Origin of the sequence: Sneathiella sedimenti (genome assembly GCF_017313765.1) — a bacterium.
Classification (GTDB): Bacteria; Pseudomonadota; Alphaproteobacteria; order Sneathiellales; family Sneathiellaceae; genus Sneathiella; species Sneathiella sedimenti.
In genome coordinates, this window is sequence record NZ_JAFLNC010000001.1 from 323,300 (window position 1) to 341,166 (window position 17,867).

At 53.1% G+C, this 17,867-nt stretch carries 21 protein-coding genes; 13 read left to right on the forward strand and 8 right to left on the reverse strand.

Annotated features, from left to right (window positions below; translation table 11 throughout):
• The first annotated feature begins 722 nt into the window (after positions 1-722).
• The 4 genes from J0X12_RS01550 to J0X12_RS01565 all read left to right on the forward strand — a co-directional run bounded on the left by J0X12_RS01550 (position 723) and on the right by J0X12_RS01565 (position 3,293).
• On the forward strand, positions 723-1,448 hold the full coding sequence (locus J0X12_RS01550; protein WP_207041310.1) for a hypothetical protein: 726 nt from the start codon (positions 723-725) through the stop codon (positions 1,446-1,448).
• 76 nt (positions 1,449-1,524) lie between these two features.
• Positions 1,525-2,214: a glutathione S-transferase gene (locus tag J0X12_RS01555; RefSeq protein WP_207041312.1), complete on the forward strand. Its 690-nt coding sequence runs from the start codon at positions 1,525-1,527 to the stop codon at positions 2,212-2,214.
• On the forward strand, positions 2,204-2,701 hold the full coding sequence (locus tag J0X12_RS01560) for a DUF1643 domain-containing protein (RefSeq protein ID WP_207041314.1): 498 nt from the start codon (positions 2,204-2,206) through the stop codon (positions 2,699-2,701). The genes J0X12_RS01555 and J0X12_RS01560 overlap by 11 nt, the downstream gene beginning before the upstream one ends.
• Before the next feature lie 13 nt (positions 2,702-2,714).
• Entirely contained in the window at positions 2,715-3,293 is a 579-nt protein-coding gene (locus J0X12_RS01565) for a thymidine kinase (protein ID WP_207041316.1), read from the forward strand.
• 58 nt (positions 3,294-3,351) lie between these two features.
• On the opposite strand, the gene J0X12_RS01570 is transcribed toward J0X12_RS01565, so the two are convergent.
• From J0X12_RS01570 to J0X12_RS01585, 4 genes are all read right to left on the reverse strand, one after another.
• Positions 3,352-4,488 carry an acyl-CoA dehydrogenase family protein gene (locus J0X12_RS01570; RefSeq protein ID WP_207041318.1) on the reverse strand — a complete coding sequence of 379 codons (1,137 nt, stop codon included), beginning with the start codon at positions 4,486-4,488 and terminating at the stop codon, positions 3,352-3,354.
• A gap of 13 nt (positions 4,489-4,501) precedes the next feature.
• Positions 4,502-5,698: an acyl-CoA dehydrogenase family protein gene (locus tag J0X12_RS01575; RefSeq protein ID WP_207041320.1), complete on the reverse strand. Its 1,197-nt coding sequence runs from the start codon at positions 5,696-5,698 to the stop codon at positions 4,502-4,504.
• A gap of 171 nt (positions 5,699-5,869) precedes the next feature.
• On the reverse strand, positions 5,870-7,468 hold the full coding sequence (locus J0X12_RS01580; protein WP_273543363.1) for a rhodanese-like domain-containing protein: 1,599 nt from the start codon (positions 7,466-7,468) through the stop codon (positions 5,870-5,872).
• Positions 7,465-8,043, reverse strand: a complete 579-nt coding sequence (locus J0X12_RS01585; protein ID WP_207041324.1) for a cysteine dioxygenase family protein — start codon at positions 8,041-8,043, stop codon at positions 7,465-7,467. The genes J0X12_RS01580 and J0X12_RS01585 overlap by 4 nt, the downstream gene beginning before the upstream one ends.
• 97 nt (positions 8,044-8,140) lie before the next feature.
• Between J0X12_RS01585 and J0X12_RS01590 the strand changes: the two genes are divergently transcribed.
• Positions 8,141-9,601, forward strand: coding sequence for a M20 family peptidase (locus tag J0X12_RS01590; protein ID WP_207041326.1), 1,461 nt, complete (start codon positions 8,141-8,143; stop codon positions 9,599-9,601).
• A gap of 5 nt (positions 9,602-9,606) precedes the next feature.
• Here J0X12_RS01590 and J0X12_RS01595 read toward each other — a convergent pair whose 3' ends face one another.
• Entirely contained in the window at positions 9,607-9,852 is a 246-nt protein-coding gene (locus J0X12_RS01595) for a ParB N-terminal domain-containing protein (protein ID WP_207041328.1), read from the reverse strand.
• Between the two features lie 106 nt (positions 9,853-9,958).
• Between J0X12_RS01595 and J0X12_RS01600 the strand changes: the two genes are divergently transcribed.
• Positions 9,959-10,153, forward strand: a complete 195-nt coding sequence (locus J0X12_RS01600; RefSeq protein ID WP_207041330.1) for a DUF1508 domain-containing protein — start codon at positions 9,959-9,961, stop codon at positions 10,151-10,153.
• Here J0X12_RS01600 and J0X12_RS01605 read toward each other — a convergent pair whose 3' ends face one another.
• The gene (locus J0X12_RS01605; RefSeq protein WP_207041333.1) at positions 10,154-10,810 is read right to left on the reverse strand and encodes a cation efflux transmembrane domain-containing protein; all 657 of its coding nucleotides are present in this window, start codon (positions 10,808-10,810) and stop codon (positions 10,154-10,156) included.
• Positions 10,811-10,960: 150 nt separating this feature from the next.
• On the opposite strand from J0X12_RS01605, the gene J0X12_RS01610 reads away from it, so the two are divergent.
• From J0X12_RS01610 to J0X12_RS01630, 5 genes are all read left to right on the forward strand, one after another.
• Positions 10,961-11,371 (forward strand): PaaI family thioesterase, encoded by a 411-nt coding sequence (locus J0X12_RS01610; RefSeq protein ID WP_207041335.1) that lies wholly within the window; start codon positions 10,961-10,963, stop codon positions 11,369-11,371.
• A 7-nt stretch (positions 11,372-11,378) separates the two neighbouring features.
• Positions 11,379-12,317 carry a threonine ammonia-lyase gene (locus J0X12_RS01615; RefSeq protein ID WP_207041337.1) on the forward strand — a complete coding sequence of 313 codons (939 nt, stop codon included), beginning with the start codon at positions 11,379-11,381 and terminating at the stop codon, positions 12,315-12,317.
• Between the two features lie 96 nt (positions 12,318-12,413).
• Entirely contained in the window at positions 12,414-14,132 is a 1,719-nt protein-coding gene (locus tag J0X12_RS01620) for a long-chain-fatty-acid--CoA ligase (protein WP_207041338.1), read from the forward strand.
• 29 nt (positions 14,133-14,161) lie between these two features.
• On the forward strand, positions 14,162-14,713 hold the full coding sequence (locus J0X12_RS01625) for a 3'-5' exonuclease (protein ID WP_207041340.1): 552 nt from the start codon (positions 14,162-14,164) through the stop codon (positions 14,711-14,713).
• Positions 14,714-14,814: 101 nt separating this feature from the next.
• Positions 14,815-14,985, forward strand: a complete 171-nt coding sequence (locus J0X12_RS01630; protein ID WP_207041348.1) for a hypothetical protein — start codon at positions 14,815-14,817, stop codon at positions 14,983-14,985.
• Between the two features lie 34 nt (positions 14,986-15,019).
• Here the strand turns inward: J0X12_RS01630 and J0X12_RS01635 are convergent, their stop codons facing one another.
• Both J0X12_RS01635 and J0X12_RS01640 read right to left on the reverse strand, forming a co-directional pair.
• Complete coding sequence (locus tag J0X12_RS01635; RefSeq protein ID WP_207041350.1) at positions 15,020-15,226, reverse strand: hypothetical protein; 207 nt, start codon at positions 15,224-15,226, stop codon at positions 15,020-15,022.
• Between the two features lie 108 nt (positions 15,227-15,334).
• Entirely contained in the window at positions 15,335-15,637 is a 303-nt protein-coding gene (locus tag J0X12_RS01640) for an SCP2 sterol-binding domain-containing protein (RefSeq protein WP_207041353.1), read from the reverse strand.
• A gap of 195 nt (positions 15,638-15,832) precedes the next feature.
• Here J0X12_RS01640 and J0X12_RS01645 point away from each other — a divergent pair, with 195 nt between their 5' ends.
• Together J0X12_RS01645 and J0X12_RS01650 are read left to right on the forward strand one after the other, a co-directional pair.
• Positions 15,833-16,708, forward strand: coding sequence for an SDR family oxidoreductase (locus tag J0X12_RS01645; protein WP_207041355.1), 876 nt, complete (start codon positions 15,833-15,835; stop codon positions 16,706-16,708).
• Entirely contained in the window at positions 16,705-17,865 is a 1,161-nt protein-coding gene (locus J0X12_RS01650) for an acyl-CoA dehydrogenase family protein (protein WP_207041357.1), read from the forward strand. Before J0X12_RS01645 ends, J0X12_RS01650 begins: the two co-directional genes overlap by 4 nt.
• Positions 17,866-17,867: the final 2 nt, after the last annotated feature.

Genomic DNA, 17,867 nt, shown 5'->3' on the forward strand with positions numbered 1-17,867 from the left:
TATCCGGGGCGCCCACTTAAAAATATAACAGGTGTTCAATGCAGAATCTTCGAAAAATACTGATTTGCGGAATAACATTTATTGCCGTTACGTCATGCTCAAGCAACGGGTCAAACCTTCAACAGGGTATTGCCGCTTTCGGTCCTGAAGATTGCAAACCCGTGGTTGAACAGCAAATCAACGACACGAATATAGACCGGAATAAAATCTCTAAGATTGACTATCTTACTTATTATATCTCAGAGAGCGATTCCGGAGAAGAATACAATTATCAGGGCTGGATAAGCTTCAATAGTTGTCAGGGTAATTTCGTGGTCGACATGAACAGATCATGCCAGATCATAAAAACCTATCCGATGGGCAACTGCCGGATGGAAGATATTGTCGCCCAGAACTAACTCTAACATTCGATGTCAGGTTGGCTGAGGAAATGCTGATTCGCGTTAACCATAACCTCATGAATAAATTATAGTTTTTACGAAAAAACTCCAATTTCACCGAGATTTCGGTGGCCTACAGCTTTGGTTTCCGGTCATTTTCTTATTTTTCATAAAATTTGTTGTAATTTTGCTCTAAATTAACCATAAAACTTAGTTTTTTCGGTAGTTTCCGTCCTAATTCCCCGCTAAAATGCCAAAAGTGATCCAAAACTATTCTTATCGGTTTTTTTTAATCGGGATTGCAACCAATCATTTTAGAATGAGACGGGAAAAACGCATTACATGAGTTTCGCTCGCCACAATCGTGGAAGGCCCCTCTTTAGCCAAGCCGATATCGTGTCGGCGCGAGAACGTGCACTGCTCGCTGAGAACAAGCAGTTGCGCGAGAGAAACCTGCGCCTCAAGAACGCGATGCTTACGCTTGTTGAGCGGATTGAAACGCAACTACCGTACCTCAAAGAAAACACCGCAACGTTTGAACAATCAAGAACCTCCTATTCAAACCGGGAATCCAGAAACGAGCAGGCATATCGGGAGCGTTCTCAACGGTATCGATATACACCTCCTCCTAAAATGGAGGTTTATGAAACTTTCGAGGAACCGATACAGTTTGGCGAACCTGCACCTGAAATGCGGTTTGGTACAAAAGGGTCACCACGGCAAGACAGGGCCACTGCGTCCTCTTCTCAGGCCACGGAGGACGTAGCTTCGGATTATTTCATTTCTCCTGAACTTGCGCAGGAGGAAATCGATATCCTGAAATCCCCGACGCGTAACCGTACTCGCCAACGGCCCACCCAGCGAGAAACTGTCGATGTCGTCGATCTGCATCCAGCAAAAGAGAACGATACCGAAGCGGCCGAATGGTATGAAGCCGGCTCAGCCAGTCAGTCGGAAATTCCGGCGTTCGAGTTCCCGGAAGAAGAAGACATAATCGATATCGATTTCGAACGCCGGGAAACGCTACGCGCGGCCATGCGTCGCCGGGTAAATCGCCTACGCTGGTAAATCCTGGCAAGTTTCGCTATTCTTGACGCCATTGCGATAATATCCATGGCCAATACCAAAAACCTGAAATATAGACATGCCCAGACTCGCCAATCGTCCAGAGGAGTTCCTACTGCCCGTTCTTTATAGTTTCCGTCGCTGCCCCTATGCGATGCGGGCGCGCATGGCGATCGCCTATTCGGGCGTAACGGTTGAGCTGCGTGACATCCTTTTAAAAGACAAGCCTAAGGACATGGTCGCGGCTAGCCCAAAAGCCACTGTTCCCGTGCTCTCGCTGCCAGATGGCAGTGTTTTAGAGGAAAGCCTGGATATCATGCTCTGGGCACTTACACAGAATGACCCGAACAGGTGGTTACCGGAAGATACGGCGAAACGCGACCAGATCTTTCCCCTGATTGAGGAAAATGACGGTCCATTCAAGACCAGCCTTGATCGATACAAGTATCACGTCTGCTTTCCGGAAAAGCCGCGGGAAGCCTACCGGCAGGAAGGCGAGGAGTTCTTTGAGAAACTTGAGCGAAATTTATCCGAGCACCGCTATCTGGTAGGGGACAATATTACGCTGGCCGATACCGCCATTTTCCCTTTCATTCGGCAATTCGCGAATTCCGACACCAAATGGTTTGACGCCTCTCCCTACCCGCGACTGCGACATTGGCTCGACGATTTTCTGTCGTCAGAACGTTTTGCATACATAATGAAAAAGCGCCCAATCTGGACCGAAGGAACAGTGGGCGAACTTTTCCCGGATAGAGATGCAGCCTGAGTTTTTTGGAGAATCCGGCGCGGACTTCAGCTCCTGCGGTGCCTACCGGTACCGGCTGTGGCGACGCTGGAGTGAAGGTCCGTCTGTGGCGTTCATCATGCTCAACCCGTCCACCGCCGACGAATTCCGTAATGACCCGACGATTGAAAGATGTCACCGCCGCGCGGTGGATATGGGATATGGGGCCCTTGAGGTAGTGAACATCTTTGCCTACCGCGCGACAGACCCAAGGGAGCTTAAAAAATACCCTCATCCGGTCGGTCCGGATAATGATATCGCCCTGCTGCAAACCGCGAACAGTGCCGATATGGTGATCTGCGCCTGGGGCGGGCATGGAGACTACAGGGGCCGCCACGAAGAGGTTCGAAAATTGCTTAAAGAACACGCGATCACGCCGCATGTCCTGTCGCTGACAGCCAAAGGGCAGCCCGGCCACCCTCTCTATCTTCCCTATTCACGGCAACCCGTCCCTTGGACAGGTTTTTAAGATCAGGACTGCAATGGCCAAGCTTTATTTCAACTACTCCACTATGAATGCCGGAAAGTCGACCACGCTGTTGCAGTCGAGTTTCAATTATCAGGAGCGGGGAATGCGCCCCTTTCTCTTTACCGCGGCTCTTGATGACCGCTACGGCGTAGGAAAAATCGCGTCCCGCATTGGTCTGCAGGCCGAGGCGAGCCTTTTTTCGACGGACACCAACCTTCTGGCCGTCATAGAAACGGAAGCGAAGATAAAGCCAATTGACTGCGTCATGGTCGACGAGGCGCAGTTTCTGACCCGGGATCAGGTTTTCCAGCTCTCCGAAATTACCGACAAGCTTAAAATACCGGTATTGGCCTATGGTTTGCGCACTGATTTTCAGGGCAACCTTTTTGAGGGGAGTCAGTACCTCCTCGCCTGGGCGGATGAACTCAGAGAACTCAAGACCATCTGCCATTGCGGCAAGAAAGCCACCATGGTGATCCGTGTGAATGAAGCGGGAGAACCGGTGAAGGAAGGCGCCCAGAAGGAAATTGGTGGCAATGACCGCTATGTCGCCCTCTGCCGCCTACACTTCAAGGAAGCGGTTTACGCATAAAAAAATGCCGGGAGAACCAAATCTCCCGGCATTAATTTTTACAATTTGGCGCGTAAAGTTATGAAGATAGCGCCGCGTATTTCTTGAAGTGATGATCGGTATTACCGAACAGCATTTCAATTGTCGTCAAGCGTTTGAAGTAATGGCCTATGGAGTATTCATCGGTCATGCCCATGCCACCATGTAGCTGAATAGACTGCTGACCGACAAATTTCGCCGCCTGACCGATTTGCGCCTTGGCGGCAGCAACCGCCTTGCGGCGTTCCGTCTCGTCATCCAGGTCGAGTTTCATCGCCACCATGTCGGACATGGACTTGGACTGCTCCGCCTCCATATACATATCGACCATGCGATGCTGCAGCACCTGGAACTTGCCGATTGGCGTGCCGAACTGCTTACGCTCTTTCAGATACTCGTTGGTGATGTTATTCGCGGCCTGCATTGCGCCGACTGCTTCGGCACAGAGCGCGGCAATCGCGCGATCAACTATCTTTTCAATTACCGGAAACGCCCCCCCCTCTTTGCCAAGCAGGGCATCCGCGCCAACCTTTACATTCTCGAACTCGATGTCCGCTGCCCGTTGGCCGTCAATCGTGCGATAGTCACGGCGGCTTACGCCATCCGAGTTATTATCGACAAGAAAGAGCGAAATGCCGTCCTCGTCACGAGAATCACCGCTGGTGCGGGCGGAAACGATGATTTTGTCCGCTGTCGTGCCATGATAGACCACCGCCTTATGGCCGTTCAGTACATAGCCGTCGCCCGACTTCGTTGCCGTGGTTTCAACGTCATTCAGATCAAAGCGGGATTGCGGCTCCGCATAGGCGAAGGCAAGCATCATATTACCCTCGATAACCTCGGGAATGATCGCTTCAATTTGTGCCTCGCTGCCCGCTTCCGCGACCAGGCCGCCGCCCAAGATGACGGTGCTCAGGAACGGTTCCAACACAAGGCCGTTCCCCATATTCTCCATCATGATCGCCGTTTCAACGGCAGTGCCGCCAAATCCGCCGACTTCCTCTGGAAAGGGCATACCAAGCCAGCCAAGTTCCGCCATCGTTTTCCAATGGTCCCGGCTGAACCCGAGTTCCGTATCCGCGAGTTTCGCGCGTGCCTCGGCCGAGTAATTATCTTTCACGAACCGTTCGACACTGTTTTTGAGCATATTCTGCTCATCGGAAAGTTCAAAATCCATCTTATAGTTATCCTTATAATCCCAGAACCATTTTGGAGACGATATTGCGTTGAATTTCATTACTGCCGCCGTAAATCGTGGCGGCGCGCAGATAAAGATGCTCGGCCATCGGACCGTTTGCATAATCCGGCCCAACCGGAGCTTCGTTTCGGCCCGCGTAAGACCGCTCGGCTTCATAGGGTGCGCCATACATTCCGAGGGATTCAACAAGTAGGCTCGTCAATCGCTGCTGTATTTCCGTTCCCTTGATCTTTAGGAGGGAGGGCTCGGCAGAGAGTTGCTTGCCGTTGGCAATCATGGAAAGCATTCTCAACTCGGTAAATTCCAGCGCCATCAGGTCAACTTCTATGCGGGTCAGCTTGTTAATGAAATCAGGATCTTCCGAGAGCGCACGCCCGCCGCAGCGCTCAGTCTTCGCAATCTCCTTCAGCCGTTCAACCTGCCGTTTGGAGCGGCCAACGCGAGCAATGCTTGTCCGCTCGTTCCCCAAGAGGAATTTTGCATAGGTCCAGCCCTTATTCTCCTCGCCGATACGGTTGGCGACGGGGACTCGCACGTCCTCGAAGAAAACTTCATTCAGGCTATGCTCTTTATCAATCCCGATGATCGGCTTTACGGTAATGCCCGGTGTCTTCATATCAATCAGAAGGAAGGAAATACCTTCCTGTTGCTTGGCCGAGCTGTCTGTCCGAACCAGGCAGAAAATCATATCCGCATAATGCGCGTAGGAGGTCCAGATTTTCTGGCCATTGACGATATAGTCGTCGCCATCGCGAACCGCTTTCGTTTGCAGGGACGCAAGATCCGAACCGGAACCCGGCTCGGAATAGCCCTGACACCACCAGTCGTCGGAATTCAGGATACGTGGCAGATAATAGTCTTTCTGTTCCTGATTACCGAAGGTATAGATCACCGGACCAACCATGCTCACGCCGAAGGGTGTCGCAACTGGCGCGGCCGCATAGCCGAATTCCTGTGCGGCAATGTATTTCTGAGTGATGGTCCAGCCGGTTCCGCCATACTCAACAGGCCAGTTCGGTGCCATCCATCCCTTTTCGTTAAGAATTTTTTGCCATCTGGTCTGACCTTCCTTCGTTGGGTGCAGGCCACGATCACAGCGGTCCTTCACGTCAGCCGGCAAGGAGGTTGCGAGAAACTCACGAACCTCATCGCGAAACGCTAAATCTTCTTTACTAAATGATAAATCCATCGGGTTCTCCATTATTGTCATGGGATTCTTGGGGCCCATTTATGCACCATGCTAAGACGGGTTTTTCTTCATTGCAAGCGTGGCATTCAATATGCCTTTCAGGGCCCTGCAAGGCAAGCATTCCCTTAGGTTAACGAGGGTAAAATACGCGGGTATCCAACCACTCCAAAATCAAAATTTCCGGAATCGGGCAAGTCCGTCCCGTTCGATCTGCTGTACCAGCCCGACTTCCCAGTCCAGATACTCCTGCATTCGCCGCCGAACCGCCTCCTGATCGTTTGTATCGTAGGGCTTGTACCAGACATCATCCGTACGGCTCAACATGTTGGTTTCGCCGCTTTCCATCGCAAGGGACGCTTTTGCCCAGGCATTCGTGCCACCATCGAGAACGCGCACGATCGTTTGCGGGCGCAGCTTTTCGATTTCAGGTGCCGCAAGATGGGCAAGGCTTCCATCTGTTGAGGTCAGGATGATCAGCCCGACCGCCGGGATAAAGATATGGTCTTCCGCTAGCCGCGCGCGGATCGCCCAAAACGCGCCGGGAACATGCCCGCTTCGATACTCGAGGGAGGTTGCAAGGTCAATCACGGCAACCGCCTCACCCGAGGCAAGCACCGCATCAAGCTCCAGAGCGGATAAAACCGGCGCTTTCGCGATATCCGGCGTTGGCGCCGGGCCGGTGGCTGTCAACTCGTCTTCAGTCGCGGTAAAGACATAAACCTCGGGCCAGTTCATCTGGATCAGCCATGACGCGGTCATCACCCCCCTGACCCCGTCATCATCGACAAGAACAAGCCGGCTATTGCGGACTGCGACATATTCATCGGTTGCTTGAACCAGCTGTCCCCCCGCTGCATGGCGAGCATCTGGAAGATGACCGTCTAGATATTCCTCCTCGCTTCGCACATCGAGGATATATAGGCTGCGATCTTCCACCTCCTCTCGCAAGGACTCTAGTTGCGCCCTGTCAATCCGCGTGACACCAAAGCGTACAGCCACATCCTTCGCCGACCCCTGACTCCGAGACAGGGCCTGATCACCGGGGAATGGTGCAACTGCATCCTCCCGATGGGCAAGCTCCAGCCCGGCAAGATACCACCCCATTGTTCCGTCCTTCAGCGCCGCGACAGGGTTCTTTACTCCTGCATTTATCAGGGATTGCGCCCCGATGATACTGCGGGTTCGACCGGCGCAGTTGACCACAATCTGTGTCTCTTCGTCCTCGACGGTCTCATACACACGGTGAACCAGCTCCGCCCCCGGCATATCCACCCCACCGGGGATCGACATGCGGTGATACTCTGGAAACGGGCGACTATCCAGGACGACTATTTTCTCCCCGGCATCACGACGTGCTGCTAGATCAGAGGCTGTCACATGCGGTGTGCCGTATGTTTCCTCGACGAACTCGCCAAATGCCTTGCTTGGCACATTGACCCCGGTGAAAAGCTCATACCCTGCGTCATGCCAGCCGACAACGCCGCCCTCTACAAGACATATCTCGTTATATCCAAGTTCCGCGAGTTTCTCTGCTGCCCGCTCGCCAAGTGACAATTCGGGCCCCTGGTCCAGAATAAAAATTGGTGCTGATTTGCGCGGCAGAAGCGCCGAGGCCCGTAACTCCAATTTGCTCAGCGGCAGCGGAACGGCAAAGAACGGATGCCCTTCTGAGTGAACGCCCTGCTCCCGAACATCTACAAGCGCGTACTCCCCCGCGTTGTCCGTCATTATCGCGCGGACTTCCTTCGGCGTAATCGTCCTAAAACTCAATTGCGTGCCTCACGGATATCTGTGTGCGCGGGAAAAACCTTCCATTCCTTGGTATTGTCGTTCCAGAAATTTCGCCCATCCAACTGTTCAAGTCCAAGCCCGTACATGTGGAAGTTCAACACCGGTTTCTCCGCTTCGATATGGATGGTATGTATTTCATCCGGAAGCATGGTCACGCCTGTTCCCGGTTCCACGACATGACTCGCGATTTGCTCAACCCCATCCGGTACTTTTTTATAGAAGCGGTTTTCCTCCTGCCCTTCTATCCCGACAATGACGGCCCATGTTGTGTGATTATGCGGCGGCGCGTTTACGGATCCGCTGGCGACGTTGAGATAAAGCGCAAGACCATGATCCTGGTCTTCAGAGAGTCGATAGAGACAACTCCGGCGTTTCGAGTCCGGGCCGGGAGGAGGGAAATCCTCAATTGTAAAAAGCTCCCGACGTTGGGCCAGCCCGATCAGTTCCTTGCGGAATTCGTACAGTACAGCTTTCGTAATTTTCCGATTTCCGGCTGCCTCTCGAATTTTGTCGACAGTTTCCTTTATTGCGCTCTTGCGTTCTTCCTGCGCCATCGCCTCGCTCCCTTTATTTTAATTGCCTTTGTATTTACCATCCGGCACCCTTCTGGAAAAGGATTACCGTAAAAATTCGAACAGGGGCGCCACTGGGATGTTCAAGAAAATTGGTCTTATCGTCGTCATTGTGATTGTTGTCCTGGTCGGGGTGATGGCCTTTAACACTTTCACAAATAAGGCAAATACGCCTGCTATCGACGCGGTCAAAATGTCCGCGATCGATGCCGACGCTGCCGCTAACCGGCTGGCGGAGGCTGTTCGCATCCGGACAATCTCCGCCGGTTCGGGTGACGCCCCCGCCAGCGCGGAATTCGATCAATTGCATCTTCTGATCAGCAATTCCTTCCCGCGCGTCCATGAGAATCTTAAACGCGAGGTCGTCGGCGGGCACAGCCTTCTCTACACATGGGAAGGGAGCGATTCGACCCTGCGCCCTGTCCTGCTGATGGGGCATATGGATGTTGTCCCGGTGGAGCCGGGCACGGAAGGCGACTGGCAGGAAAATGCTTTTTCCGGTGCGATCAGGGACGGTGCAATCTGGGGGCGCGGCACCCTGGACGACAAGTTGTCCGTCTTTGCGATACTTGAAGCTGCCGAGCTCCAGCTCGCGGAAGGTTTCAAACCCAAACGCACCCTTTACTTTGCTTTCGGCCATGATGAGGAAATCGGCGGCGAAAATGGCGCAGGCAAGATTGCTGCCTTACTGGAGGAGCGGAACGTCAAGCTTGCCTTCACGTTGGATGAGGGCATGGTTGTCGTACAGGGACTCATGCCCGGAATTGAAGACCCGATTGCCTTTATTGCGCTTGCGGAGAAAGGGTACCTTACTCTTCAGCTGACCGCGACAACGGTAGGGGGCCATTCCTCCATTCCACCAAGAACAACCGCGATTGGGAAGATCGCCAGGGCTATCTCCCGCCTTGAAGAAAACCGCTTCCCGGCAGCACTCATCAGTCCGGCATCCGACATGTTCGATACGCTTGCGCCGCACATGCCCTTGCCCCTCAAAGCCATCATATCGAACCGCTGGCTGCTCGACCCTCTGTTGGTAGCCGAGCTCGGCAAGGGAGGAGCGACGAACGCCATGGTCCGCACCACCACGGCCGTCACCATAACGGAAGGCGGTACGAAAGATAACGTCCTGCCATCAACAGCAACGGCAACGATCAATTTCCGCTTGTTGCCGGGCACAAGTATTCAGGATGTTGTCGAGCATGTTGCGACGGTGGTGGACGATCCGGATATTGTTATAGCCGTAAAGCAGGGGAACGAGCCCTCCCGCGTTTCCAGCAAGTCGGCGGAAGGATATCATCTGATCGAGAAAACAATCCGTGAGACTCTGCCCGATGTGTTGGTCTCTCCGGGCCTGATGCTTGCGGGATCCGACAGTAAACATTACGAAGGCATTGCCGAGAACAGTTACCGCTTTATTCCGATGCGCTTTGGCCCGGACGATCTCGCGCGTGTCCATGGCACGAACGAGCGACTCTTCATCGACAATTATATCGAGATCATCCAGTTCTATCGCCGGCTGATGGAAAATGCCGCGGGCTGAACATGTCAGTGCCGCCGGGCCTGAACAATCACGGCGTCGATGCTTTTTTCGCCCAAGGCCTTGACCGCTTCCAGCCGGTGCAACCCTTCAATCAGGACATAGCGGTCCTGCCCGAGGCGAACCTGTATGGGCGATTTCTGGCCATTCTCCAGAATATCCTCTGCCAGGGTATCAACGCGATCCCTATCCAGAAGCTTGCGGGCCTTGCTCGGCACGTAAATCCTGTCGGTCTCGATAATGACGGTCTTCATTAGGGCTCCAGTTTCATAAACGAAAATTTACAGCGGCCTCTGTTTTACATTCTCACAAATCCATGGCTGGTGCGTCTAAATCTATATTTAGCCAATGGAGATCAGGATGACAGATAAAGGCGCCAGAGATAAGTGGGAATTTTACCAGGATCATAATGCCAAACACCATAAATGGCGTTGGCGGCGGACTGCACCGAACGGACGCATCGTCGGCGCCTCGACGCAGGGCTATGCGGAAAAAGAGGAATGTATCGAAAATGCCGAACGAAACGGCTATGTAAAGTCAAATGACCATGCTTGATTAATTCAAGGAGGAGGGCAACGGACGCCGCTCGTCCTCCTCATTAATTTCACCGAGCGCCTGACGGATTACCACCCAGGCACCTTGTAGAGCCAAAAATGCCATAACAGCTGCAACGATAAAGTCCGGCCACCCGGTACCGGTACCAACAACACCGGCCGCGGCGATCAGGACCGCAATATTCCCAAGCACATCATTACGGGTGCACAGCCAGACGGATCGCATATTGCTGTCCCCTGACCGGTAAGACCATAGAAGGATAAATACCACAGCATTGGCGACAAAGGCCGCGGAACCGACGACACCCATGGTCATCGCACCAGGCAATGTTCCTGAAACGGCGTGTGAAATGGTGGCACCAATCACCCAGAACCCGAACAGGGCCATGACCACCCCCTTGAATAACGCGGCCTTCGCACGGACGCGGAGAGCCATGCCGAAAACGAAGAGGCTGATCCCGTAATTTCCGGCGTCACCCAGAAAATCCAGCGCATCGGCCTGAAGCGAGGCAGAGCCCGCCGCAAGCCCGGCAAAGATCTCGACGAGAAACATCCCGCCATTGACGATCAGAGCGACCCACAGGATCTTTCGGTATCGGCTGGTAAGTTGTTCCGCCCCCTTATCGAAATTCGAGCCCCCGCAACAGTTTGCACTCATACCCTTAAATCCTCTTTGCTACTGCTCCAGCGTAACATTACCAGACCCTTGCCCGTCAAGGGCCTCCATTCATAACTAATAGGGTAACTCTCTTGCGCAATGCCCGATAATTGCGATACTTAAATAGAAAAATTACAATGAGTTCCCTAAATGACAAGTTCCTCAATTCCGGAAGGGTTTCTTCCCTTTGCCTCGCGTGGCCGTTTTACCGAAAAAATTGGCCCTCTCTATTACAAGCCGGACGGCGACAGTATTATCTATGGCTTTCTTGCGGAAGAAGGCCACACCAATGGCAACGGCGTTATCCATGGCGGAATGCTAATCAGCTTTCTCGATGAGGCTCTGGGTCAGATTATCTGGCGCGCCCTCGATAAACAGCGGTGTGCAACTATTTCCCTGAACTGTAATTTCGTCGCGTCCGCCAAACCTGGCGATTGGATCGAGACACGAGCGGAAATCAGTCGTAAAGGTATGGCTGTCGTATTCGTGCGCGGTGAATTGCAGGTCAGGGGCGAACGGATTTTGGCGGCCGACGGAATTTGGAAGATTATTGGGAAATAAGGGAAACATGACCGCAGATATCACGCTTGCAGACTTTGAAACCGCACGACAGAAACTTGCACCGCACATTCGCCGGACGCCGCAAATGGAGTTCTTGCTGGACAATGACTTGCTTGTCTCCGCAAAGCTTGAAAATCTACAGATTTCCGGTTCCTTCAAAATACGTGGGGCGCTCAATACCGTTCTTGGTCTCTCGAAGGAGGAACTCGGGCAAGGTCTGGTCACGGCTTCTGGCGGCAATCACGGCATGGGGGTCGCCACCGCTGGCGCAATGACCGGCACCAAAACGACGATTTTTCTTCCCAAAAGCACTCCCCCATCGAAAATCGAGAAACTCCAGAAGATTGCAACAGAGGTTATTGTTGAAGGTGCCGTTTGGGATGATGCAAACGCCCTTGCACTGGCTGCCGCAGAAAAGGGGATGCGCTATGTTCACCCCTTTGCGGATACCACGGTGATTGCGGGCCAGGGAACATTGGGCCTAGAAATTCTTGAAGATGCTCCCGACCTCGACGTTTTGCTGGTTGCCATCGGCGGCGGCGGGCTAATCTCGGGCGTGGCGGCGGCAGCAAAAGCAATTAAGCCAAGCATAAAGGTAATCGGTGTAGAGGCCGCAGGCGCACCGACCTTGAGGAATAGTATTGATGCTGGCGAATTGGTCACTCTCGAAAAAATCGAAACGCAGGCGGGTTCACTTGCCCCGAGAAGATCGGAGGATATTAATTTCCGGATCATATCAAGCCTTGTTGACGACATCCTTCTCGTTTCAGATACGGAAATGAAAAGCGCGGCAGAGTGGCTTTGGCAAAATGTCGGCCTCGGGGTCGAACTTTCTGCCGCCGCCGCTATTGCTGCGCTACAATCCAGGAGATTCAATCCGCCTCCCGCCGCAAAAATCGGCGTTATAATCTGCGGTGCCGGACCCGACGGGTTTGATCGCCTCTAAAACTAAAATTGCCGCGCACAGTTTCGATTGACCAGTCTACCCTTTGCAACGTAACCTGATTCTAATGCAGGGAAATTATATGTTCTGGGGAGAACCATGTCTGAATTTCTATGGGAGAAATCTTACCCCAAAGGGGTAACTTGGGAAATCGAGATTGAAGAAAAGCCGGTTTATGCACTTCTTGATGATACCGTTGCGAAATGGCCCAATAACTTCGCCATTGATTTCATGGACAAGCGCATCACCTACGCGGAACTTGACGATTTAGTCAATCGGGCCGCAAAAGGGTTCCGGGCGCTTGGTGTAAAGGAAGGCGTCCATGTTGGCCTGTACCTCCCAAATACGCCGCATTACATTGTCTGCTTCTTTGGCATTCTGAAGGCCGGCGGCACAGTGGTTAACTATTCCCCGCTCGATGCGAAACGCGAGTTGCGCCACAAGATTGAAGACAGCCATACGGATTTCATCGTCACACTGGACCTGGAAGTACTGTATCCGAATATCGCGGAAATGCTGAAAGAGACACGGCTGAAGAAGATTATTGTCGGCTGTCTCAAGGAAGTACTCCCGTTTCCAAAGAATTTCCTATACCCGATCGTCAAGTCGAAGGAGATCTCAAAGATCCCGAACGATGACGCGCATCTGACCTTCAAGCAACTTCTGGCGAATGATGGAAAAATAGAGGCGAGCCCTGTTGCAAACCCGGCAGAACAAGTGGCTGTGCTGCAATATACCGGTGGCACCACGGGCCTTCCGAAAGGCGCCATGCTGACCCACAAGAACCTTATTGCCGCCTGTCAGCAGTTTCGCAGGATGCAGGAGGGGGAGGACGGAGTTCTTGTTGACGGCGTTGAAAAGGTGCTCGCTGTATTGCCGCTCTTTCATATCTATGCGCTGTCTGTGATCATGAATTTCGGCATCGCCGGCGGCTACGAGATTATTCTTCATCCCAAGTTCGAGCTGAACGATGTGATGAAGGACCTGAACAGGAAGAAACCGTCTGTTTTTCCTGGCGTACCAACCATGTATATGGCCATTGCCAGCCATCCGGACATCAAGGATTATGATCTTTCGTCCCTGAAATTCTGTGCATCAGGCGGCGCACCCCTCCCACTAGAGGTGCAGGAAAAGTTTCAGAAAGTTACGGGTTGCCGCCTGCTCGAAGGTTGGGGCATGACGGAAACGTCTCCTTCGGGAACTTCCACGCCGATGACTGACAAGCGTGTTTCGGGTGCGGCAGGCGTTCCACTCCCGGGTATTGAAATCCGCATTCTCGGTGTGGACGATAAGAGCGTAATTATGCCCACAGGGGAAATCGGGGAAATCTCGATCAAGGGGCCGAACGTCATGAAAGGATATTGGAACAAACCAGAAGCGACTGAAGCTAGTTTTGTCGATGGGTTTTTCCTGACCGGTGACACGGGCTATCTCGATGAAGACGGCTATATGCACATTGTAGATCGAACCAAGGACATGATCACGTCCGGCGGCTTTAACGTCTATCCGCGTATTATTGAGGAAGCCATCTTCGAACATCCGGCCGTTGCCGAAGTAACGGTCGTTGGCATTCCCGATGACTACCGGGGAGAGGCTGCGAAGGCCTTCATCAAACTGACACCAAACGGCGAAGAATTCACCCTAGAGGAATTACGTGAATTCCTGCAAGACAAGCTGGGCAAGCACGAACTTCCCGCGGCGGTGGAATTCCGGCCTGAACTCCCGAAAACGCTGGTCGGCAAGCTTTCCAAGAAGGAGCTTGTAGAGGAAGAAAAACTGAAGTACGAAGCGCGCAAGAAAGCGGAGGCTTCTGCCTAAGCAGTTAAAGAGGAGCGCAAGAGGCGCGTATGAGTACATTTCTTGCGATTGACTTTGAGACCGCGAACACCGCGCCCGATAGTGCTTGCGCCATCGGGCTCGTCCGGGGTGAAAATGGCCGGATTGTGCAGGAAGAGGTCTTTCTGATCCGACCACCAACTCCGGAATTCTATTTTACCCATATCCATGGCCTGACGTGGGAAAATGTGATGGATGCGCCGGACTTTGGCTTGCTCTGGCCCGATATCGCCCCCCTGTTCGATGGCGTGGATTTCCTTGCGGCACATAATGCGGGTTTTGATTCTCGGGTGCTTCAAAGCTGCTGTGTTCGCCATGATATCGACATACCGCACCAGGAGTTCACCTGCACCGTCAAGCTTGCCCGGGGAATGTGGGAAGTGCGTCCGACAAAGCTGCCCAATGTTGCGCATTTCCTGGGGCTGGAGCTCAATCATCATGACGCTCTGTCCGACAGCCGCGCCTGCGCGAACATCATTCTCGCCGCGGAACGGGATGGCTGGTCATTCGAGACCCGTTACGACAATGTGGGCGAACGCTACATCGCCGTTGATCAACTCTGATCCACCCGAGAAATATAATGCGAATCATTCTTAATAACTATTGACGCGATTGCACCGCTGTTATTTAATAATGCAAATCATTCGCAATATGGAAACACACAATGATCCGAATCAGATGTCTCTCCGTCGCCGCAATGGCTTCACTTCTTATTCAAGCCGCCGAGGAGCGACATACAGCCTTTGGACGGTCCGGTGCTCCGGCAAACGAGAATATCGGGGAACCACATACCCAATATCATTCAAAAGCGCAAAAAAAGGGGCAGTCCCGCTAAATCGGAACCGCCCTTCTTTTACAAGACGTAATACTCAGGCAGCGACGCGTGTAGCGGCCTGGACTTTCTTCAACTGACGACGGGCCGAATGACGACCATGTGCCTTCAGATTCATTTTACGGGCAGCGCGTTGCTGATTGGACCGGCTGTTCTTTGTCAGGCCTGCCCCGCTACCACCGCCGCCTTTTTTGCGGCTCTTGCCGCCTTGATTGCGGCCATTCCGTGCTGATCTCGCTGTCATGTGACTAGCTCCACTCGCTTCCAACTTAAATTCGAAGCGCCTTACATAATGGCTCATGGCCAAAAGGTACAGAAAAAATTCACCTGTAGAGGCAAAAAAATTTAGGCTTCAGGAGAAAACGCTCTGCAGCTTCATGGCAATCCCCATATTACCGCCGACTTTCAGCTTACCCATCATAAAGGCGGTCGTCGGGTCCAACTCGCCGTTCGCCAGCGCCTCAAAATTCTCTTTTGTAATGGTAATAGTGCAATCGGCTTCCTTGTCTTCATTGGAGACGGTGTTTGGTACGGACGCCGCATCAACAAAAACAATACCGTCGTCACCAAAATCAAATTTCAGTGTCGCGTCAAGACCGCTATCCTCTCCAACACGTTCCCGCATGCCTTCGGTAATCTCTTCGAGCGTCGCCATCTTCTTTTCCTTTCAGGATTAGACCAAAACTGTCTATAAATTGCAGTAGAAGGCCTACAAGTGACCCCAACAATAAAATTGACGTTAACGTAAACGTCAAGGCGTGATCTGTCAAATACTGATCCAACGCAATATAGTAAAATTGGGGGCAAAACGGCACCGCAATAAAAAGAAAAAGAAACGTGGGAGAGTTTGATGAGTTATCGATCCATTTATCGGCCGGGACTGTTTGACGGACAATCTATTGTCATTACCGGCGGCGGCAGTGGGATTGGCCGCTGTACGGCGCATGAACTGGTTTCGCTCGGGGCGCGGGTTGCCCTTGTTGGTCGCTCCATGGAAAAGCTGAAGTCCGTGCAGGCGGAGTTATCCGAGGCTGGCGGCGAAGCCACAGTCCATACATGCGATATCCGCGATGAAGAAGCCGTCAAGGCAACCGTTGCGGAGATTATTAAGGAACAGGGCGCCATTCACGGCCTGGTCAACAACGCCGGTGGCCAGTTTCCCGCACGTCTGGAAGAAATCACTCTCAAGGGATGGGATGCCGTTATCAAGACCAACCTCACTGGTGGTTTTCTGTTTGCCCGAGAATGCTATGTCCAATGGATGAAGGAAAATGGTGGCGGCCCGATTGTGAATATGGTCGCGGACATGTGGAATTCGATGCCGGGCATGGGTCATTCCGGCGCCGCGCGCAAAGGCATGATCAGCTTCACCGAAACGGCGGCGCTTGAATGGGCGGCAGCGGGCGTCCGGGTAAACGCGATCGCGCCCGGCATGATCGTATCATCGGGAATGGACACCTATCCGGACTGGTGGAAAGAACGGGTTACGAACCGAATCGCGTCCCACCCTGTCAAACGGATGGGCACAGAGTCAGAGGTTTCCGCAGGAATCGTCTACTTACTGTCAGAAGCGGCAACCTTCATCACCGGAAGCTGCCTGCGAATTGATGGCGGCGCGCCGAATATCCGTATGAACTGGGACATGCCGGATCACAAAAACAACAAGGCCTTCAACGGATTTCACCTGACAGAAGTACCGGCGTTTTTGCGGGAGGACGAGGAATGATTTATGGACCGGAGCATCAGGAACTGACCCGCTCTCTCACCAAATTCATCGACCAGGAAATCAACCCGCATGTGGATCAATGGGAAACTGAAGGGGTCTTCCCCGCGCATGAGCTTTTCAAAAAGCTTGGACAGCAGGGGTTCCTGGGTGTCTGCAAACCTGAAGAATATGGCGGCCTTGGCCTGGATTACTCCTACAGCCTTGCGGTCTCCGAAACCCTTGGTCATATAAATTGCGGCGGCGTGCCGATGGCAATCGGCGTACAAACCGATATGGCGACACCGGCCCTTGCCCGTTTCGGCTCTGACTATGTGCGGGAAACCTACCTCAAGCCCGCCATTTCCGGTGATTACGTCGCCTGTATCGGCGTCTCTGAACCCGGTGCGGGATCTGACGTCGCCGCCATTAAAAGCCACGCCCGAAAAGACGGGGATGACTATATCATTAACGGTCAGAAGATGTGGATCACCAATGGCGCCCAGGCTGACTTCATGTGTATGCTGGTCAACACCAGCGATGGCCCCATGCATGAAAGCAAGTCATTGATAGTTGTGCCGATGGACAGCCCCGGCATCACTCTCGCCCAAAGGCTCGATAAACTCGGCATGCGTTCCTCCGATACAGCGCAACTTTTCTTCGAGGATGTTCGCGTGCCTCAACGGAACCTGATCGGGGAGGAAGGCAAAGGCTTCACCTACCAGATGATGCAGTTTCAGGAGGAACGGCTCTGGGCTGCGGGTGCCGGCCTGAAGCCGCTGGAAAAGGCCATTAACGACGTCATCGAATACACCCGGACACGCGAAGCATTCGGCAAGCCGCTGCTAGATAACCAATATATCCATTTCCGCCTTGCCGAGTTGTTGACGGAGGTCGAGCAGCTGCGCTCCCTCACCTACCGCGCGGTCTATGACTATGTACGCGGGGCCGATGTTACCTTGCTGGCATCCATGGCGAAGCTGAAAGTCGGCCGCCTGACCCGGGAGATCGCTGACGCCTGCCTGCAGTATTACGGCGGCATGGGCTTTATGAACGAAACACCAATCACACGACTATACCGGGACGGACGCCTCTCCTCAATCGGCGGCGGTGCTGATGAGGTTATGCTCGGGATTATCTGCAAATATATGGATATCCTGCCCAAACGACCGCGCGGCTAACA